The organism is Shewanella marina JCM 15074 (assembly GCF_000614975.1).
In the GTDB taxonomy this organism is placed as follows: Bacteria; Pseudomonadota; Gammaproteobacteria; order Enterobacterales; family Shewanellaceae; genus Shewanella; species Shewanella marina.
The window spans coordinates 1-16,763 of the sequence record NZ_BALM01000040.1; the positions used below are offsets into that span (position 1 = coordinate 1).

A 16,763-nucleotide genomic window follows, 5' to 3' on the forward strand; every position below is an offset into this window, starting at 1 on the left:
ATTAGCTGCGATTGTTGGTTTATTGGTACTAGAAGATGAAATCCGTGCAATCAAGCCATTAAACTTCTTATTACCCGTAATTGAGAAGCTAAAAGCAGTGCGTCGCCCTGTTGAAATTGCAACCTTAGTATTAGCGGTTTCAGTATGTGCTTATACCGGTTTCTTAATTTCAGCGTTAATCCGCTTTCCAATTATCAATACTTCGGTATTACCTGCGTTGTTTGTTGCGTCAGGTCTTTCTGCGGGTGCTGCTGCTGCCAAAATGCTGGCAGTTGGTATGTTCAAAGAAGACTTACACAGCACAGACATGAAAGTACTTCATGGTGCTGAGTGGCCAATTATGATCGCTGAAGCATTGTTCATTTTCATGATCGCTGCAGCGCTATTTACCGGTAATGCGGGTATGCAATATGCATCACAAGCATTCTACAGTGGTACTTGGTCTTCTGTGTTCTGGTTAGGTGTAGTGGGTATCGGTTTTGTTGCTCCTATCTTAATTAACTTTGCAACAGGCAAGCGTTTCAGCCATTCAGCTCAAGCATTCTACCTTTCAGGTGCTTGTGCGGTGACGGGCATGATGTGCTTACGTTTATTCATCCTGTACGCAGGTCAGCAATACGCGATCTAATACTAACGGTGAATCAATAAACTCAAGTATTGTGCCCCCATACAGCTTGAGTTAATGATTGTGCAATATATTAAGCCCCGTTAGCGATTGCTAATGGGGCTTAAATTTACGTTGGAGTTCACATGAAAAAGTTAGCATTTATTTTATGTTTGTTACCGCTATTTAGCGCTTGTCTTTCGAGTGAAACAAAGCAATCAGAAGCTGCGCCAGTGGCATTACATCAGCATGATAAATGTCATCTCTGCGGTATGGTGGTGACCAAATATCCTGGCCCTAAAGGGCAGGTGCATTTAAAGAATAAAGAGACCGTACTGAACTTCTGCTCTAATCGAGATATGTTCAATTTTGCGCTACAAAGCGACAATATTCGTCAAATCGATGCTGTTTTTGTTCACGATATCGCAGTAACAGATTGGCAAATGCCGGATGATAAACACTTTATTGATGCAACGACGGCTTGGTACGTTTATGGCACCAGTAAAAAAGCGGTAATGGGACCTGCTGTGGCCTCATTTAGTAGCAAAGCTGCAGCAGAACAGTTTGCCCAAGAATTTGGCGGCGCTGTACTGACTTATGAGCAAGTTACTCTGCCATTACTAGAAGGTCATTAATTAATTATTGGAGGTGAATGAATGTTACGCTTTGGGGTGGTATTAATTATTATGTTTGCAGCTAAAGTATATGCTGCTGATATGAATATTGGTGACCAAGCGCAGCTTATTCATTCACTTAACCACGCCCAAGCCGGTGATAAGCTCATCTTACAAAAAGGCTTATACACTGGGCCGTTGCAGATAAAACAAAGTATTGAGCTGGTTGGTGAGCCTGGCGCCATCATTGATGGTCAAGGCAAAGGTAGCGCAATTGAGGTGTTTGCCTCTCACGTCACGATTAATGGTGTGACTATTCAAAATTGGGGGCAGGATCATTATGAACGTGATTCGGGCATCCTTATCTATGAAAATCTCGAACATATTAAGATAGTGAATAGCCACTTATCGGGTAACAGTTTTGGTATTAGAGCTGATGAGGTTCAGCATATTAATATTAGCCAGAATCAGATCCGCGGTAATGCCCAAATGCATAAATTGGATCGTGGTGATGGCATCTATTTAAAACATGTTAAGCACTCGATAATTGTCGGCAATACAGTGACTGATGTACGTGATGGTGTTTATATTGACTCGAGCCAATATAGTCTGGTCACTAATAATACATTTTCTAATCAGCAGTACGGTATTCATTATATGTACAGCAAGCACGATGAAGCCTTCCATAATACCAGCTATCAGGTGGATGGTGGTTTTGCGTTGATGAGTAGTGATGATATCTATTTGCACCATAATCGTAGTTGGGATGCACTTGATTTTGGGGTACTACTGAATATGACCAAAAATTGCCGCATTATCTCTAATCAAATTAAGTCGGTGCATAATGCCAATGGTGATATGGAAATCGGCACTGTGGGCAAAGGGCTGTTTATCTACGCCGCGACAGACAATATTATTAGCGGCAATTTATTTGATCAAAGTGATGTCGGCATTTATATGGCGATGGGTGGCGAAACTAACCAAATTTATGGCAATGGTTTTAGCAATAATCAAACCCAAATTAAGTATGTCGGTGATGTGGTATTAGAGTGGAGTCACCAGCAACAGGGGAATTATTGGAGTAGTTATCAAGGTTGGGATTATAACGGAGATGGTATTGGCGACAGTCATTACCGTCCAAATGACAGCCTAGATAAACTGTTTTGGTTATATCCTGAGGCTAAATTTTTGATGAATAGCCCAATAGTACAGATGCTTAAATGGGTACAAAAACAATTCTATCTGCCACAAATGAGCGGTATTGTGGATAGTTTTCCATTATTACAACCGCCAACTATAAGCTTAGATTTTTAATACTTTTTTGATTTATAAATAGAGCCTTATCACCAAATTCATTTTTATGTGTGAATGTCATCACTTAAGTTTTGTCGTTATAGACCTGTAGATTGTTTCACGGTAAGTCTGTGACTCGTATCAGGTTACTTACTTATATTAGAGTTATTTACTTGCTGAATATAAAAAATTGGCGATATTAGCAGGTAATTTATTGCGGTTGTTATGTGGGTATTAAGACGTGACCAGATCTGTTGTTGTAAAAGTCACTGATGTGCATAAGTCATATCAAGATTTTGTTGCACTGAAAGGCGTAAGTTTTGAATTACATGCTGGCCAGACAATGGCGTTACTTGGCCATAATGGCGCGGGTAAATCTAGCCTAATTAAGATGATTTTAGGGCTTATTCAACCAAGCCTTGGTGAGATTCAAGTTTACGGTAATACGCTTAATGCCTCACAACAACATGTGCAATTAGATATTGGTTATCTACCTGAAAATGTCAGCTTTTACGAAAAGCTATCCGGTTATGAAGTGCTGAGTTACTTTGCCGCACTCAAGGGCGTCAATCGTGAAAAAGTGCTGCAAATTTTAGTCGAGTTTGGCTTAGCCGATGCCCAACATCGATTGGTAAAGACCTACTCAAAAGGGATGCGACAACGTCTAGGCTTCGCTCAAGCGATTCTCTCTGAACCTCGGTTAATTTTGTTAGATGAGCCAACGGTAGGACTTGATCCTCTGGCTTCTGAGTTTATGTATCGCAAAATTAATGAGCTTAAAGCGAAAGGCTGCGCCGTGATTATTTGTACTCATGAATTGTCGCTGGTGGAAGGCAATGTTGATTTTGCGTTAATTGTGGGGCAAGGAAAAGTATTAGCTCAAGGCAGTTTGAATGAGCTAAAGCAAGCCAGTAATTTGAAAATCAAGATTAAATCAGCCGCACTTGAACAGCATCATCAGCACTTAAATGGCTTTCAATCTTGTTATTTTCAAGGCTGTTTACATGTTGATTATGGTATTAAAGCCGATGTTATTCGTCATATCACCCAACATTTAGGCATTTATGATTTCTCATTAGCAGAGCCGAGCTTAAACGATATTTACCAGTACTATATTAATCAATTGGAAGGTCAACATGGCTAGTATTTTTGCAACTATGCCTTATTCACCGGTGTGGATTATTGCGTCAAAAGAGATTAAAGACGGCTTACGTAACCGCTGGGTCAGTTTTATTACCTTGATATTTATGGCGCTATCACTGTCGGTGACATTCGCTGGTAGTGCGGTAAGTGGCGCTTTGGTTCTACCCGAGTTACCAGTATTGATCTCCAGCCTATCGACTATTGCGGTATTTATTATTCCATTAACGGCGATTTTAATCAGTTACGATAGTTTTGTGGGGGAAGAGGAGTCTGGCACTTTATTGTTACTGCTGTCTTATCCGTTAACCCGTAAACAGATCATTGCTGGTAAGTTATTGGGTCACTCAATCATGATGGCTTTCACCTCATTATTGGGATTTGGTATTACGGCATTATTATTACTGATCTTAGGTAAAGATTACCCTGTTGGGATAACGGTATGTGTATTTAGCCAGTTTATATTAAGCAGTATTCTATTGGCCATGACCTTTATATTAATCGGTTATGTAGTGAGTTTACGCAGTACTGAAAAAGCGCGGGCAATAGGCTTATTATTATTTGTTTGGTTCTTATTTGTACTTATTTATGATTTAGTTTTATTAGCATTGCTGGTGGCTGATTTAAGTTTTATGACCCCAGAGTTAATCAACGTATTGATCGCATTTAATCCAACCGATATATATCGAGCCATTAATTTAGTTGCTGTGGGAGCTGAAGATCTGCAAGGTACATTATCATTAATTGCACAAAGTGGTTTGGGGTTATCAGTGCTTTATGGACTATTAATTGTGTGGATTATCGGATTAAGTATATTAGCCTTGTCTGTTTTTAAGTGTAAGAAACTATAATTTTATATATTTTGATATGTTAATGTTCATCACAATTGTTATATAAAGTTAACTATCTAAAGTTAGCGAGGTAATGAAGTGAGGTAAAGCTCACAGATAGATAATATTTTCCCCATTAGAATTGCCCGTTATATATATATTTCATATATTGAAATTTATAAAATTATTATAACGAAAAATAATGAGGAATTAAGGTGTTAAAAGTTACCCCGTATTTAGACTTGGATAACAATGCTAAACAGTTGGTAGATCACCTTAATGATACAACTGTTAGTTTAACGTTTTCAGAAGCACAAGTTTTAGCATTATTATTATCGAATCCTGATGCTATTTTTACCAAAGATCAGCTACTCGAAGTCGGCTGGCCAGAGCGTGTTGTTGCATCCACTTCGCTAACGCAATGTGTGAGCACGTTACGTAAAAAGCTTGAACCTTATGCTGAGGTTCAGCTAAAGACGATTGCAAGGCGTGGTTATCAAATACACGTGTCTGAAAAGTCACATGTAAAAATGTTAGCCATTAGCGATTCTCACTCGATAAGACAAGCGCTGAAACAGGCACCATTATTTGTTAAATGTGCCGGTATCGCATTATTACTTATGCTAGTTGGCCTAGTGTGGTACTGGAGCGATTATCATATGCTGATTAAGCAGGCTCATAATTGGCAAGCTGATGAGAAAATTGATTTAAATCTTGGTGGTGTGGAAGCTAATTTACCTGTATTTACTTATAAAGATAATATTGATTCCTCACTCACACAGTGGCAAAAGCATTTTATATCAGATACTAATGAGGTGTTTGGTATGCATCACTTTAATGGTTTTGCTGCAACGGATGGTTTTAATTATTCAGTTGCTGTTTGTCCTGAAGTTGAAGGTCAAAATGAGTGCTTAGGGCAAGGCATGATTAATATTGCCGCCATCGATAATAAGCCTGCACAGCTTAATATGGTTGAGTTTATGCAACTTACCAAAGTGATGGAAAACCGTATTCGCTATAATCAGGTATTTTTCCCGATTGAAGAAAATGCTCATGGTGAGATTACTGAACATCACTATCAAGCGGATATTTACTACCCAGTTGCTAACGAACTATTAGTTCGCGCTGATTTAAGTTTGTCACTTATATATGAAGATGGTAACTCCGGTAAATTTCAAAGTGCGACCTGTGTAACCGATCAAGATTGTTTAACTACGCCATTGAAATATACGATTCGAGGTGATTTTAAACAATATCACCAGAAGATTGATGGTTATGATGTTGATGTATTTCAAGTCACCATTAAGCAAAAAAGTTTAACTAAGCCAAATAAAGTGAGTGATTCTGCTATGCGTTTCTATCGAGAAATCCGTAAGCATGATATTACTGATGATATTGTTTATTTCTATCGTGTTTATAGTGATAAAAATACGGCAGTATGGATATTACCATTTATGGGTGAAACTATAGCTTGGACTCGGTATAGTTTAGTTAAACTTTAAATGTAAGTTATTTAAAACCACCGCAAGGTGGTTTTTTCATATGTAAAAATCTTATCTATTCCAATATCGCATTTATTCATAACTTATGATGTCTGCTAGCTTTTAAATTAAATTACTGGTAATTCATCACATAATTTTTCTTGTTGTGAATAATATCTCGAAGTTTTATTAATTTTGTCTTAATTCACATGTTGTTAATTAAGTTAATTACAATTCACAGTTTGTAAACTTAAAATTTCAATATCTAAAAAATACGCTATATATTGCAGCTCTTGATATCTTCTTTGTAATGAATTCATTTCTAATATAACGCATGTAGATTAATTAGAAGTGGACTCATTTATTTCATACTTATTGGAGGTAACTCATGGAGTTCCTTTTATTTTGTCTTGTCTTCTTTACCTGTTATTTGGTTGGTTTTAAACCTGAAAAGGTCAAGCTAGCTAATATCTGTTTATGTGGCTGTATTGGCTTGGTGTATTTATTTGGGTAATGGCCACTTGGTCAATGCTTGTTCCCGCTGGTAATTTATAAGGAGGCACTATGAACGCATTAATGATGAATCGAATTGTGTCTATTGCTGCCATGTTATTGATTGCATTACCCGTGGGTATTGCATGTATCGTACTTGGTTTTGGTATGGGTGATACACCTTGTATTTTATGCTGGCAGGAACGTACTGCAATGGTATTAACCGCATTAGTGGCGGTGTTTATCATGCGTTATGGCCTCAAGCCTAAGTATATTGGTGCGTTACTGTTTACTGCTATTTATGGCCTTTGGGCTGGCTATCGTCACAGTTCACCACATATTTTACGTGATATCGGCCAAGGCTTTGGTCCTGCCATTTTAGGCATTCATACTTATGTGTGGGTAATGGTTGTATTTGCAGTAGTATTGCTGTTTGCAGCCTTAATGCTAGTGATGCAAGGCGACAAACTCGTTGAGCAAGACAAGGATACTAAGTGGAGCTTGTTAAATAAGACCACCATCAATGTGTTCTTAGTCGTGATTGCTTTCAACATCGTGCAAGCATTTACGCAAACTGGCCCATTCCCATTTATTGGTCAAAGTGATCCAGTACGTATGAGCTTTGATCCAGATAAAATCATCTGGTCTACCGGTAACTGGCCGACCCTATCTAAATTGTCTGCTCGTGGTAGCTATTCAATTGAAAAGCCTGATTTTAGTCAGACAGAAGTGAATCAAGCGACTATGCTAGCGGCTAAAAATCAACTTGCTTTAGCGTCAAGTGTGACGTTACCTGCAGCAATTGAGGGTGTAGTTTCAGGTATTAGTTATAATCCAAATAGCAAAATGTATGCTGCTGTCACGACGGATAACTGGGTTTACTTTATTGATCAGTCATTAACTAACGTATTAGCACAAGTTCGTATTGATGCTGCTTTCTCAGTTGAAATTTCAAACCTTGCAGACGTTGTGTTTGATGGTGATAACTCGGTATTTGTGACCGCAGATCATAAGAGTTTTGCTCGAGTGGCTTACGATCCACAGGCTAAAATTGCAGATTACTATGCTAACTTTATGGCAGGTACTGATGGCGTAAAAGAGTTAAAGCGTAGCCGTATTACCACTGCTCGTGCACGTTATAACTATATTGCGAGTGCAGCATGGGATCCGATTAAGCAAGAATATTTAATGGTGACGTTACCAGACGCAAAACAGCCTAACTTTGTGTTAGTCCGTGTGAGTGGTGAAGATTACCAATTAAATAGCGAAGCTAAGATTAAACTCGCGACTCAAGCTTTACCTATGGTAACAGCTATGGTGGTTGATGGTGATAAAGCTTACCTACTAAGCAACAGTGCTAAGCAAGTATTAGTGATGGATTTAGCCACTAATCAGGTTGAGTACAGCTTAGATATTAGTGATGTGGTCAACCCACAAGCGATGACATTAGTGAGCGGTCAATTGGCTATCGTTGATGCACAAGCGGCGAACAATCAAGTGAAAATGTTTAGCTTATAATCATGGTATATAAAAAATGCCCCTTAATTGTGGCATTTTGCTGCGCTTAAGGTATTGATTTTTATTTATATTAAATGCGTGTCGTCCACAAATTGACTACATTCCTGTTAGAAATGACAAAGCCCACTTCGAATGAAGTGGGCTTTTATTAATAACTAATGTTTGAATATAAATTTCCAACGCATTTGTGGACAATTGTAAGTCAGTGATCTTGCTAATTTAGTAAATCACGAATGACCACGGATATTGCAAAGTGAGTTTTGAAGAGTTAGTGCGATTTTATTCATCGCACTAACTAACAGGCTTGGTTGAATGGTGACAATTTTACGCAAGTCACTAGAAAATATCTAAACATCAAGTAGAATCAACGGCATTAATAACATACCTATTTAATTGAACTTATGCCTAAATCCGTAGAACCAAACATTGCAGACCTAGCGAATGGCTGGCTAAAAAGCTACAGTCTGAATTACAAACTAGAACAAGAAAGCCTTAACTCAGAGATTGATAAGGCTCTGAATGATTACTTCACGAAAAGTGGGGGGCAAGGCGGGAATAGACCTGATGCTAAGCTTTTACTGGAAGACTCATTAACCAATAAATATCCAGTCCTGATTGAGTACAAAGGCTTACAGCATAAACTGGTCAAGCTAGATAGTAACGGCAACGTTGATAATAGGAATACAAAAGGTGAGCCTAACCTAAAAAATATCAATGCTTTTGCTGTTAACGGGGCTGTTCATTACGCTAACGCTGTTCTACACCATACTAGCTATACGGATATCATCGCTATTGGTATCACTGGTTATAAAGATGAGTCAGACAACCTTAAACATGAAATAGGTGTTTACTACGTATCTAAGCATAACCTCGGTGCTGGTCAAAAAGTCGGTGAATATAACGACCTATCTTTCTTGTCATCAAAACACTTCGACAACTTTATTCAGAAAGTTAAATCTCTCAACCTATCTCAAGATGAGCTAGACAAGCTTAAGCAACAACGAGAAAAAGAGATTGATATTAGCTTAACTCGTCTTAACAACGACATTTATCAGAATGAAAAAGGATTAGGCGAAAACGATAGAGTTTACCTCGTTGCAGCCTCCATAATGGCTACATTAGGAGTTGCAGGAAAGGTCAGGCCACTAGAAAAATCTGAGTTACTTTCATCCCAAGAAGAGGGTAATCGAGACGGTGATATTTTACTTCGCAAGATCAGATCATTCTTAGGAGAAAAGAATATCCCTCGTGAAAAGCGAGATTTAATCCTAAGAACGCTCAATAACACGTTAACGACTGAAAATATCAATAAGGTCAAAGACGGTGAAAGCCAGTTAAAACGTGTGTTCACAAAGATTGTAGACGACTTAGGGATCTACTACAAAATCGGTTTGACAACTGACTTTACAGGCAAACTTTTCAATGAAATGTACGGCTGGTTAGGTTTTTCTCAAGATAAGCTAAACGATGTAGTTCTCACTCCGTCTTATATTTCAACGCTGCTTGCTCGGTTAGCTCGTGTAAACAAAGACTCTTACGTTTGGGATTTTGCCACTGGTTCCGCTGGTTTACTTGTAGCAGCCATGAATGAAATGCTAATAGATGCGAAACAAACGATAACATCGCCAGAAGCGTTAGCCCAAAAAGAGGCTCAGATTAAAGCAGAGCAGCTTTTAGGGTTAGAAATGCTCTCAAGTGTTTATATGCTTGCTGTGTTAAACATGATCTTGATGGGTGACGGTAGCTCTAACGTTCTAAATGGCGACTCTCTATCTTTTGATGGTAAGTATGGATTCGGTAAAACAGATGAACTTTTTCCTGCCGATGCCTTTGTACTAAACCCTCCCTATTCTGCTACTGGCAACGGAATGAATTTTGTTCACAAAGCATTAAGCATGATGAATAAAGGCTATGCAGCGATCATTATTCAAAGTTCAGCCGGTACAGGAAAAGCAAAAGATTTAAACCAAAAGATACTTCAAACAAACACACTTATTGCCAGTATAAAAATGCCAATCGATCTCTTTATTGGCAAGGCTAGCGTTCAAACGTATGTGTATGTTTTTAAGGTTGGAGAAGCTCATCATAAAGATGAAATGGTAAAGTTTATCGACTTTTCCAATGATGGATACACTCGCACCAATCGAAAGAAAGCCAGTAATAACTTAAAAGATACCGATCAAGCCCAATTTAGATATGACGAGCTTGTGAGTCTTGTTCGTTTCGGAAAAAGTAAATTGAACCTGTTTACTGAACGTGAGTATTACGAAAACACGATAGATCCCCAAAATGGCGCAGATTGGAATCAAAGCATTCCTATTGATACCAAACCAACCATTGCTGACTTTAAAAAAACAGTGAGCGACTATCTAGCGTGGGAAGTTAGCAACCTCTTAAAACAAAAAGGGAGTTCTGACGAATCGGGAAAGTAATCACCTCACTTAACAATAAGTTAAAAAGCGTTGAGTGGGGAGAGTTTAAAGTTGGAGAGTTTTTTGAAATATATAAAACTCAAGGTTTTAATAAAAATGAATTAGTTTCTGGCTCTAATTATGACTACATAACTAGAACATCGGGGAATCAAGCATACTCCAAGAAACAGGATTCGTTCCTAATCGAAATATTAATCCACCTGGGGTGTGGAGTTTAGGCCTTTTACAAATGGACTTTTTTTATCGCCATAAACCTTGGTACGCTGGTCAGTTTATCAGAATGATAAGCCCTAAGTTCAAACCAACAAAAAACACCGTTCTTTACTTTTCAGTGTTACTAAATAAATTAAAGACTAAACTTCTGTCTGTTTTAGTTAGAGATGTTGAGTCTATGTTCATAAACGCATCCATTCAACTACCTGTTAAAGATGCAAAACCAGACTTTGCTTTTATGGAATATTTTATAGCGGAGCTAGAGGCAGAGCGTATAGCGGAGCTAGAGGCTTACTTAGACGTGACAGGGTTATCTGATTGTGAACTGACAGAAGATGAGAGAGATGCTTTGGATGGCTACGATTCTCTAACCTTTGAAGACTTTAATATAACTGATGTTTTTGACATTAAAAACACAAAAAGTATTTTATCCCGAGACATAATCCCTAGCAGTGGGACAGTACCGTACTTATGTGCAAGTGCTGACAATAATGCAATCAGCTCTTATATATCTCACGATAAAAGCTTGTTAGACAAAGGCGATTGTATATTTATTGGTGGGAAGACTTTTGTTGTTACATATCAGGAACATGATTTTTTTTCTAATGATAGTCACAACCTAACACTAACCTTAAAGAATAATGATTACAGGTCAAAACTATCTCAGATTTACTTATCTACTTGTGTAAGAAAGAGTCTAAGTTACAAGTATTCTTGGGGGGATAGTATTAGTAACAGGAAAATTCAAAAGGATAATATCCGATTGCCATCAGCCAGTAAAAAAGTGGATTACTCATCAATGGAGCTACTCATATCTGCAATCCAAAAGACTGTCATAAAAGATGTGATTGCATATGTAGATACAAAGACACAAGCCCACAAAGAAGTAATTCACTAGTAATATACAAAAAAGAGTGTCCGTAAAGGGCACTCTTAATACACTTACAACTTACTTAAAGGTTGAAAATCATGCACAACCTCTCAAAAATCGGTGTTCTTAAAACCAATGTATTTGTATTGGAATTTTGTAGAGTGATTGACTTATTTGTTTCAAATTAGGTGAGATTTGTGGTATCAAATTTATGGCCAACAACTGAAAAGTGGATTGAGAGATTTAGGATATTTAAAAAGTTAGATCAAGACTTAGGGCACCCTAAAGCTTATCAAGTTACAAAGAGTTTGTTTATTGATTATAGAGCTGAAAAGTTGGCGCTGGGCATAAAAGCATCAACAGTTAATCGTGTTCAAAATCGGTTAAGTGGTGTCTTTACTACATTAATTAATGCTGAAAAGCTTAATTGTGAACATCCATTGAAAAACTTTCAAAAGTTGAAAGAACCTAGTTATGAGATGGGATTCTTGAGTAAGGATGAAATTAAATTATTACTGAGTGCATTAAGTTCTGATACGTTAAAAATTGCAAAACTATGCTTGGCCACAGGGGCTCGTTGGGGGGAGGCTGCAAATCTGAAAGGGTCTAATTTAGTTAGTGGAAAAGTTATTTTTATTGATACTAAAAATGGTAAAAATAGAACAGTACCCATTAGACCTGAACTGTTAGCTGAAATCCAAACGGGTAAAAATGGACTGTTATTTAAGCCCTGTTATCGCGAATTTTATCAAGTAATGAAAACACTTGATATACATTTGCCCAAAGGACAAGCCGCACATGCATTGCGACACACGTTTGCTAGTCATTTTATGATGAATGGCGGTAATATTTTAACGTTACAAAAAATATTGGGGCACGCAAATATTATGCAAACCATGAGTTATGCCCATTTAACTCCTGATTATCTCAATGAGGCAATGGAGTTAAATCCACTGACCACATTGTGACCCAAACATAGCCATATATGGTATATATGTGGCTATGTTAAATTGCTTTAAGTGATTGATATTAAATATAACACATTGTTTTTATAGTTAATATCATGCCCCTTAATTGGGGCATTTTTGTATCTCAGTGAATGCTATTTATAGTATTACAATACCGCAGCTTGTTTATAGCTTTGGCTAGCACCGTAATGCTCACCGAGTTGATGCTGACATTCAGCTAATCCTAACCAAGTTGATTTATTACTTTCATCAAGCTGGCTGGCTTGTAAGTAATGATTTTTAGCTAAGCTAAAGTCTCGGTTTTGTAGATATAATTGCGCAGCACAAACATGGTAATTGGCTTGTGTGACATACTTACTTTCCAATCCAAAAAACTGCTGTCTGTACTCGGTATCACTGGTACTTAAGAGGTGTGGAATGGCGGCAAATAGATCATCATCCGCTGCTGATTTAATTTTCTTGTAAACCAGTTTCCAAGCATCAATGCTACGACCGCAACGGTTTAACCCCATCGCATACAAGGCCACATAATGATTATTGTTGCGTTCAGCGCGTGAGAACCAGCCCCAACAGTTATCTAATGCTTGTTCACCTTTATCAGCGGCTTCAGTTAATAAAGCACTATTAGTGGTTAAACTCAGCTGAGTGAAGCGAGTTTCGTCTACTAGCTGGCGCTTATTAATAATCGGTAATAGTGCGCGTAATGCTGCCCAATCTTGCTGTGCTTGATATAAGTCGGTTGCGAGTAATAGCAATGAGTCATTACTTTTACTGCAAGGCACTAGCGTATCTAATGCTTGGCGCGCTTGTTCAAACTCACCTTGTTGGTATAAGTAACGGCAACGTGACGTATTCACAGCATTTTTAGCGCGAGGTTCAGCCTCTGCTTGCTTTAAATAATCATTACGTTGCGGGTAATGTTGTTGATGCTGGGCGGCGCGTGCTGCGGCTAACCAATTAAGTGCTGGTAGCTCACCTTGATTAGCACCTTTTACCATGCTTTCTCAGCAGCTTGCCAGTCTTCTTCGGCTAACGCTAATGCACCGGTTAAGGTATGTTTACGTGCAGATTTTTGACGCCAACGCTGCGGAATATAACGGCTATTAATTAATAGGTTAATCAGCCCAACAAAAATCCATTCAACTAGTTGCAGTAATGCGTAAAACACAATAAGTGCGAAAATAGCAAAGATTACGCTAGTTTCGAGTTCATAATCGCCAATAGCGACAAACAGATAACCTGTATTATCCACCAAGTATGGGCTAACACAGAGCCCAAGCAGGATAATAATTAAGTAGATGAGGGTGCGGATCATAGTGCACCACCTTGATTACTGTTGAGTTCACCATACTGACTGTATTGTTTCAGTAATGGCGTTGCACTAAATTGCTTCACATTAAATTGATTAAATTTCAATTTGCTCAAGGTTTGTAAATGGGCCAAGGTCTGTTTTACCGGAGCCGCGGTTAAATCATAATACTGCTGGATCCATTGGCTTGCCATGTTGATCGCATCTTGATAGTTACGCTGATCATTACGGTATAGTGCTAATTGCGCCTGTAATAGTTTGTGGCGAATATTCTCCACTAAATACCATTGCTGATCGGGTTCTAGTAAAGGTGTGATATCAGTGCTGCGATGACGCACAATGACAAAGTCTTCTAAAATAGATTGCCATGTTTTCACCAAATTACTTTTCCAATCACCGACAGAATCTGTCATCGGTTGTGATTGTTGATGTTCAGCATTAGCCTGCATTTCGGCACGATTTAATGGCAATTTAGGCAGCTGCTCGATGATTTCATCAATTGCGAAGATCGCACCACTCACATCAGTCTCTTTTAAACTTGAAACCATATTAATGTCACGCGCTAAGGCTTTACGGATAGGTAGCAATGCCGGATCTTGCATTGATTTAATGCGTTGATCTGCCGTTTTAAGTAATTGCTCTGCGGTTTGTGGATCATGCTCAAGCCATAATTTCTGGCCTGCCATTCTGACTAAGTATTCCGCTTCGGCGATCATCCATTGATTAGGATCGCGTTGACTGATCTTACTGATCCGCTGGTCAAGTTGAACTTGCTCTGTTTTGACTTGCTGCAGTTGGCTGGCTAAAGCACGATCTTGTTGCTGGGCTAACTCTAAGGCATTAATGCGATCATTAGGCTGTTGCCATTGCGCGGTAACGGCTTCTTTTAATGCCAGATCGGCTTGTTGTGTTAATGCATGTTGGTGAGTGAGCTGTTGGTATAAATAGGCGGCAGCAACAATGGCGAGAATTGAAATAATGAAGGTGATCGCCACGACTAGTTTGAGCACTGCGGATGATTTTGCAGGACGAGGGCTGGTGTCGGATTTGGCACTATCACTGACGTGAGTTTGGGGTTGCTCACTGACGACTAAAGATGCCTCAGGCGTTACTTCATTGCTTTCCGGCTTATTATTATCCATGGAAACAGTCCTTAAAAAGGTCGTACAAATACCCAACTTTGAATGTTTTTATTCAATAACACAAATATCAATGAGATAAAAATTGTTCTGGGTATAACCAAAATCTAAGGGAGACAGCCAACGACATTAATTAAATAATGCAGCCATTACAGCCTGACAATTTGCGGCTTTTGCATCAATAACTTGTGCAAAACCCATTTGTGTCGCTTTGGCGGCAACCCGATTACTAGGTACTATGATAAGGCATGAGTGTAACCATGGAAATAACTCTTTTGGAGTTAAAGACAATAGGTTATCTAATACTGCGCCACTAGTAATAACGATAGTATCAATACCGAAATCTTGCCATTGAAAAGGCAGAGTGGCATCTGAGAGAGGAGGGCAAACGCGTTGGTAAACTTGCCAGTATTGGACTGTTGCACCTCGCTGCTTGAGTTGGGTAGCTAAATCTTCTCGGCCGCCGACACCACGGATAATGACAATATTTTGATTATTGAGCTGGTGTAGACTGGCTAAGGTCAGTAAGCCTTCTGTTTGCTGGCAATCTAATGGTGCTTGTTCACCTTGTAAGCCGATGGCTTGCATGGCATCGAAAGTGGCTTGACCGACAGCATAATAGCGCGCTTGCTGAGGCCATGGTTGGTTAAGTTGTTGCTGAGCAAATTTAACTGCATTGGTGCTGATAAAAATAATCACATCAGCGTCTGCAAGTGCCGATTTACTTAACGCTTGTTGAGTTGCAACTACACTGAGCAGCGGCGTGACCATATAAGGTACACCATGCTGCTCAAGTGCAGTTTGCATTGCCTGATTACGCCCTTGCGGGCGTGTCAGTAGCACTTTCATGATTAAGCCTTGTAGACTTCATCAAGAATTGATTTAGCGCCTTTGCTTAGCAGTTCGTCTGCGAGTGCAATACCCAGCTTCTGTGCATCAACACATAGACCAGTGACTTCACCAGTGATGATTTGTGAACCATCTGGATTACCCACTAAACCACGTAGGAATAGCGTATCGCCAGTGATTTCTGCATAAGCACCAATCGGTACTTGGCAGCCGCCTTCAAGGCGAGTATTCATTGCACGCTCTGCGGTTACGCGGAAACGAGTTTCTGCATGCTCTAGCGGTGCAAGTAACGCTTTTACACGTTCATCATCAGTACGGCATTCAATACCTACCGCGCCTTGGCCGTTTGCAGGTAGTGATACGTCTGATTCAATAAAGCTGGCAATACGTTCAAATAGTTTTAGACGAATTAAACCGGCAGCAGCAAGAATAATGGCATCGTATTCACCCGCATCTAGTTTACCTAGACGAGTACCTACGTTACCGCGTAAATCTTTGATGATTAAGTCTGGACGTAATGCACGGATTTGGCATTGGCGACGTAGACTTGAAGTGCCCACAACTGCGCCTTGTGGTAATTCATCAATTGATTTGTAGGTGTTTGAAACAAATGCATCACGTGGATCTTCACGCTCACAAATCACTTCTAGGCCTAAACCCTCAGGAAAATCAACTGGAACGTCTTTCATAGAATGAACCGCGATATCCGCTTGGTTTTCTAGCATAGCGACTTCAAGTTCTTTAACGAATAAGCCTTTACCGCCCACTTTTGCTAATGGCGTATCAAGAATAATGTCACCTTTGGTGCTCATCGGTAATAGCTCAACTTGAATACCTGGGTGGATTCGCTCTAGTTCAGCTTTAACAAATTCTGCTTGCCACATAGCAAGTGGACTTTTACGTGTTGCAATACGAATAATGTTTTGAGACATGCTCGATTTCCTAGCCGGATCATAATTGCCGAACATGCTATCACCACCTTGAACGATATGTAAGAAACAGCATGCAGA

Annotated in this window: 16 protein-coding genes; 11 read left to right on the forward strand and 5 right to left on the reverse strand. The window is 39.1% G+C overall.

Features of this window, described 5'->3' with window-relative positions; all coding sequences use genetic code 11:
• The 11 genes from nrfD to JCM15074_RS23105 all read left to right on the forward strand — a co-directional run.
• A partial coding sequence (nrfD, locus tag JCM15074_RS18915) for an NrfD/PsrC family molybdoenzyme membrane anchor subunit (protein WP_025823346.1) occupies positions 1-628 on the forward strand: 628 nt, incomplete at its 5' end.
• A gap of 122 nt (positions 629-750) precedes the next feature.
• Positions 751-1,239 (forward strand): nitrous oxide reductase accessory protein NosL, encoded by a 489-nt coding sequence (locus JCM15074_RS18920; RefSeq protein ID WP_025823348.1) that lies wholly within the window; start codon positions 751-753, stop codon positions 1,237-1,239.
• 21 nt (positions 1,240-1,260) lie between these two features.
• Positions 1,261-2,532: a nitrous oxide reductase family maturation protein NosD gene (gene nosD / locus JCM15074_RS18925; RefSeq protein WP_025823350.1), complete on the forward strand. Its 1,272-nt coding sequence runs from the start codon at positions 1,261-1,263 to the stop codon at positions 2,530-2,532.
• A gap of 220 nt (positions 2,533-2,752) precedes the next feature.
• Positions 2,753-3,655, forward strand: a complete 903-nt coding sequence (locus tag JCM15074_RS18930; RefSeq protein WP_025823352.1) for an ABC transporter ATP-binding protein — start codon at positions 2,753-2,755, stop codon at positions 3,653-3,655.
• Complete coding sequence (locus tag JCM15074_RS18935) at positions 3,648-4,502, forward strand: ABC transporter permease (RefSeq protein WP_037470036.1); 855 nt, start codon at positions 3,648-3,650, stop codon at positions 4,500-4,502. Before JCM15074_RS18930 ends, JCM15074_RS18935 begins: the two co-directional genes overlap by 8 nt.
• 194 nt (positions 4,503-4,696) lie before the next feature.
• The gene (locus tag JCM15074_RS18940) at positions 4,697-5,983 is read left to right on the forward strand and encodes a winged helix-turn-helix domain-containing protein (protein ID WP_025823356.1); all 1,287 of its coding nucleotides are present in this window, start codon (positions 4,697-4,699) and stop codon (positions 5,981-5,983) included.
• 543 nt (positions 5,984-6,526) lie between these two features.
• Complete coding sequence (locus JCM15074_RS18945; protein WP_025823358.1) at positions 6,527-7,972, forward strand: disulfide bond formation protein B; 1,446 nt, start codon at positions 6,527-6,529, stop codon at positions 7,970-7,972.
• Positions 7,973-8,373: 401 nt separating this feature from the next.
• Positions 8,374-10,404 carry an HsdM family class I SAM-dependent methyltransferase gene (locus JCM15074_RS18950; RefSeq protein WP_025823360.1) on the forward strand — a complete coding sequence of 677 codons (2,031 nt, stop codon included), beginning with the start codon at positions 8,374-8,376 and terminating at the stop codon, positions 10,402-10,404.
• The gene (locus JCM15074_RS25715) at positions 10,404-10,622 is read left to right on the forward strand and encodes a restriction endonuclease subunit S (protein ID WP_373278924.1); all 219 of its coding nucleotides are present in this window, start codon (positions 10,404-10,406) and stop codon (positions 10,620-10,622) included. Before JCM15074_RS18950 ends, JCM15074_RS25715 begins: the two co-directional genes overlap by 1 nt.
• Complete coding sequence (locus JCM15074_RS23100; protein ID WP_267880207.1) at positions 10,610-11,515, forward strand: restriction endonuclease subunit S; 906 nt, start codon at positions 10,610-10,612, stop codon at positions 11,513-11,515. Before JCM15074_RS25715 ends, JCM15074_RS23100 begins: the two co-directional genes overlap by 13 nt.
• Positions 11,516-11,685: 170 nt before the next feature.
• Positions 11,686-12,456, forward strand: a complete 771-nt coding sequence (locus JCM15074_RS23105) for a phage integrase (RefSeq protein WP_051536965.1) — start codon at positions 11,686-11,688, stop codon at positions 12,454-12,456.
• Between the two features lie 146 nt (positions 12,457-12,602).
• Here the strand turns inward: JCM15074_RS23105 and JCM15074_RS23110 are convergent, their stop codons facing one another.
• The 5 genes from JCM15074_RS23110 to hemC all read right to left on the reverse strand — a co-directional run bounded on the left by JCM15074_RS23110 (position 12,603) and on the right by hemC (position 16,685).
• Positions 12,603-13,454, reverse strand: coding sequence for a heme biosynthesis protein HemY (locus tag JCM15074_RS23110; RefSeq protein WP_444544581.1), 852 nt, complete (start codon positions 13,452-13,454; stop codon positions 12,603-12,605).
• Positions 13,448-13,771, reverse strand: a complete 324-nt coding sequence (locus JCM15074_RS25755) for a heme biosynthesis HemY N-terminal domain-containing protein (protein ID WP_444544582.1) — start codon at positions 13,769-13,771, stop codon at positions 13,448-13,450. The genes JCM15074_RS23110 and JCM15074_RS25755 overlap by 7 nt, the downstream gene beginning before the upstream one ends.
• Positions 13,768-14,907 (reverse strand): uroporphyrinogen-III C-methyltransferase, encoded by a 1,140-nt coding sequence (locus JCM15074_RS18970; RefSeq protein ID WP_025823362.1) that lies wholly within the window; start codon positions 14,905-14,907, stop codon positions 13,768-13,770. Before JCM15074_RS18970 ends, JCM15074_RS25755 begins: the two co-directional genes overlap by 4 nt.
• A gap of 126 nt (positions 14,908-15,033) precedes the next feature.
• The gene (locus tag JCM15074_RS18975; RefSeq protein ID WP_025823364.1) at positions 15,034-15,753 is read right to left on the reverse strand and encodes a uroporphyrinogen-III synthase; all 720 of its coding nucleotides are present in this window, start codon (positions 15,751-15,753) and stop codon (positions 15,034-15,036) included.
• Positions 15,754-15,755: 2 nt separating this feature from the next.
• Positions 15,756-16,685 carry a hydroxymethylbilane synthase gene (gene hemC / locus JCM15074_RS18980; protein ID WP_025823366.1) on the reverse strand — a complete coding sequence of 310 codons (930 nt, stop codon included), beginning with the start codon at positions 16,683-16,685 and terminating at the stop codon, positions 15,756-15,758.
• Positions 16,686-16,763: the final 78 nt, after the last annotated feature.

Coding starts and splice junctions, on each gene's coding strand:
- JCM15074_RS18920 (WP_025823348.1), top strand. CDS start 751: ATGAAAAAGTTAGCATTTATTTTATGTTTGTTACCGCTATTTAGCGCT.
- nosD (WP_025823350.1), top strand. CDS start 1,261: ATGTTACGCTTTGGGGTGGTATTAATTATTATGTTTGCAGCTAAAGTA.
- JCM15074_RS18935 (WP_037470036.1), top strand. CDS start 3,648: ATGGCTAGTATTTTTGCAACTATGCCTTATTCACCGGTGTGGATTATT.
- JCM15074_RS18945 (WP_025823358.1), top strand. CDS start 6,527: ATGAACGCATTAATGATGAATCGAATTGTGTCTATTGCTGCCATGTTA.
- JCM15074_RS18950 (WP_025823360.1), top strand. CDS start 8,374: ATGCCTAAATCCGTAGAACCAAACATTGCAGACCTAGCGAATGGCTGG.
- JCM15074_RS23110 (WP_444544581.1), bottom strand. CDS start 13,454: ATGGTAAAAGGTGCTAATCAAGGTGAGCTACCAGCACTTAATTGGTTA.
- JCM15074_RS25755 (WP_444544582.1), bottom strand. CDS start 13,771: ATGATCCGCACCCTCATCTACTTAATTATTATCCTGCTTGGGCTCTGT.
- JCM15074_RS18970 (WP_025823362.1), bottom strand. CDS start 14,907: ATGGATAATAATAAGCCGGAAAGCAATGAAGTAACGCCTGAGGCATCT.
- JCM15074_RS18975 (WP_025823364.1), bottom strand. CDS start 15,753: ATGAAAGTGCTACTGACACGCCCGCAAGGGCGTAATCAGGCAATGCAA.
- hemC (WP_025823366.1), bottom strand. CDS start 16,685: ATGTCTCAAAACATTATTCGTATTGCAACACGTAAAAGTCCACTTGCT.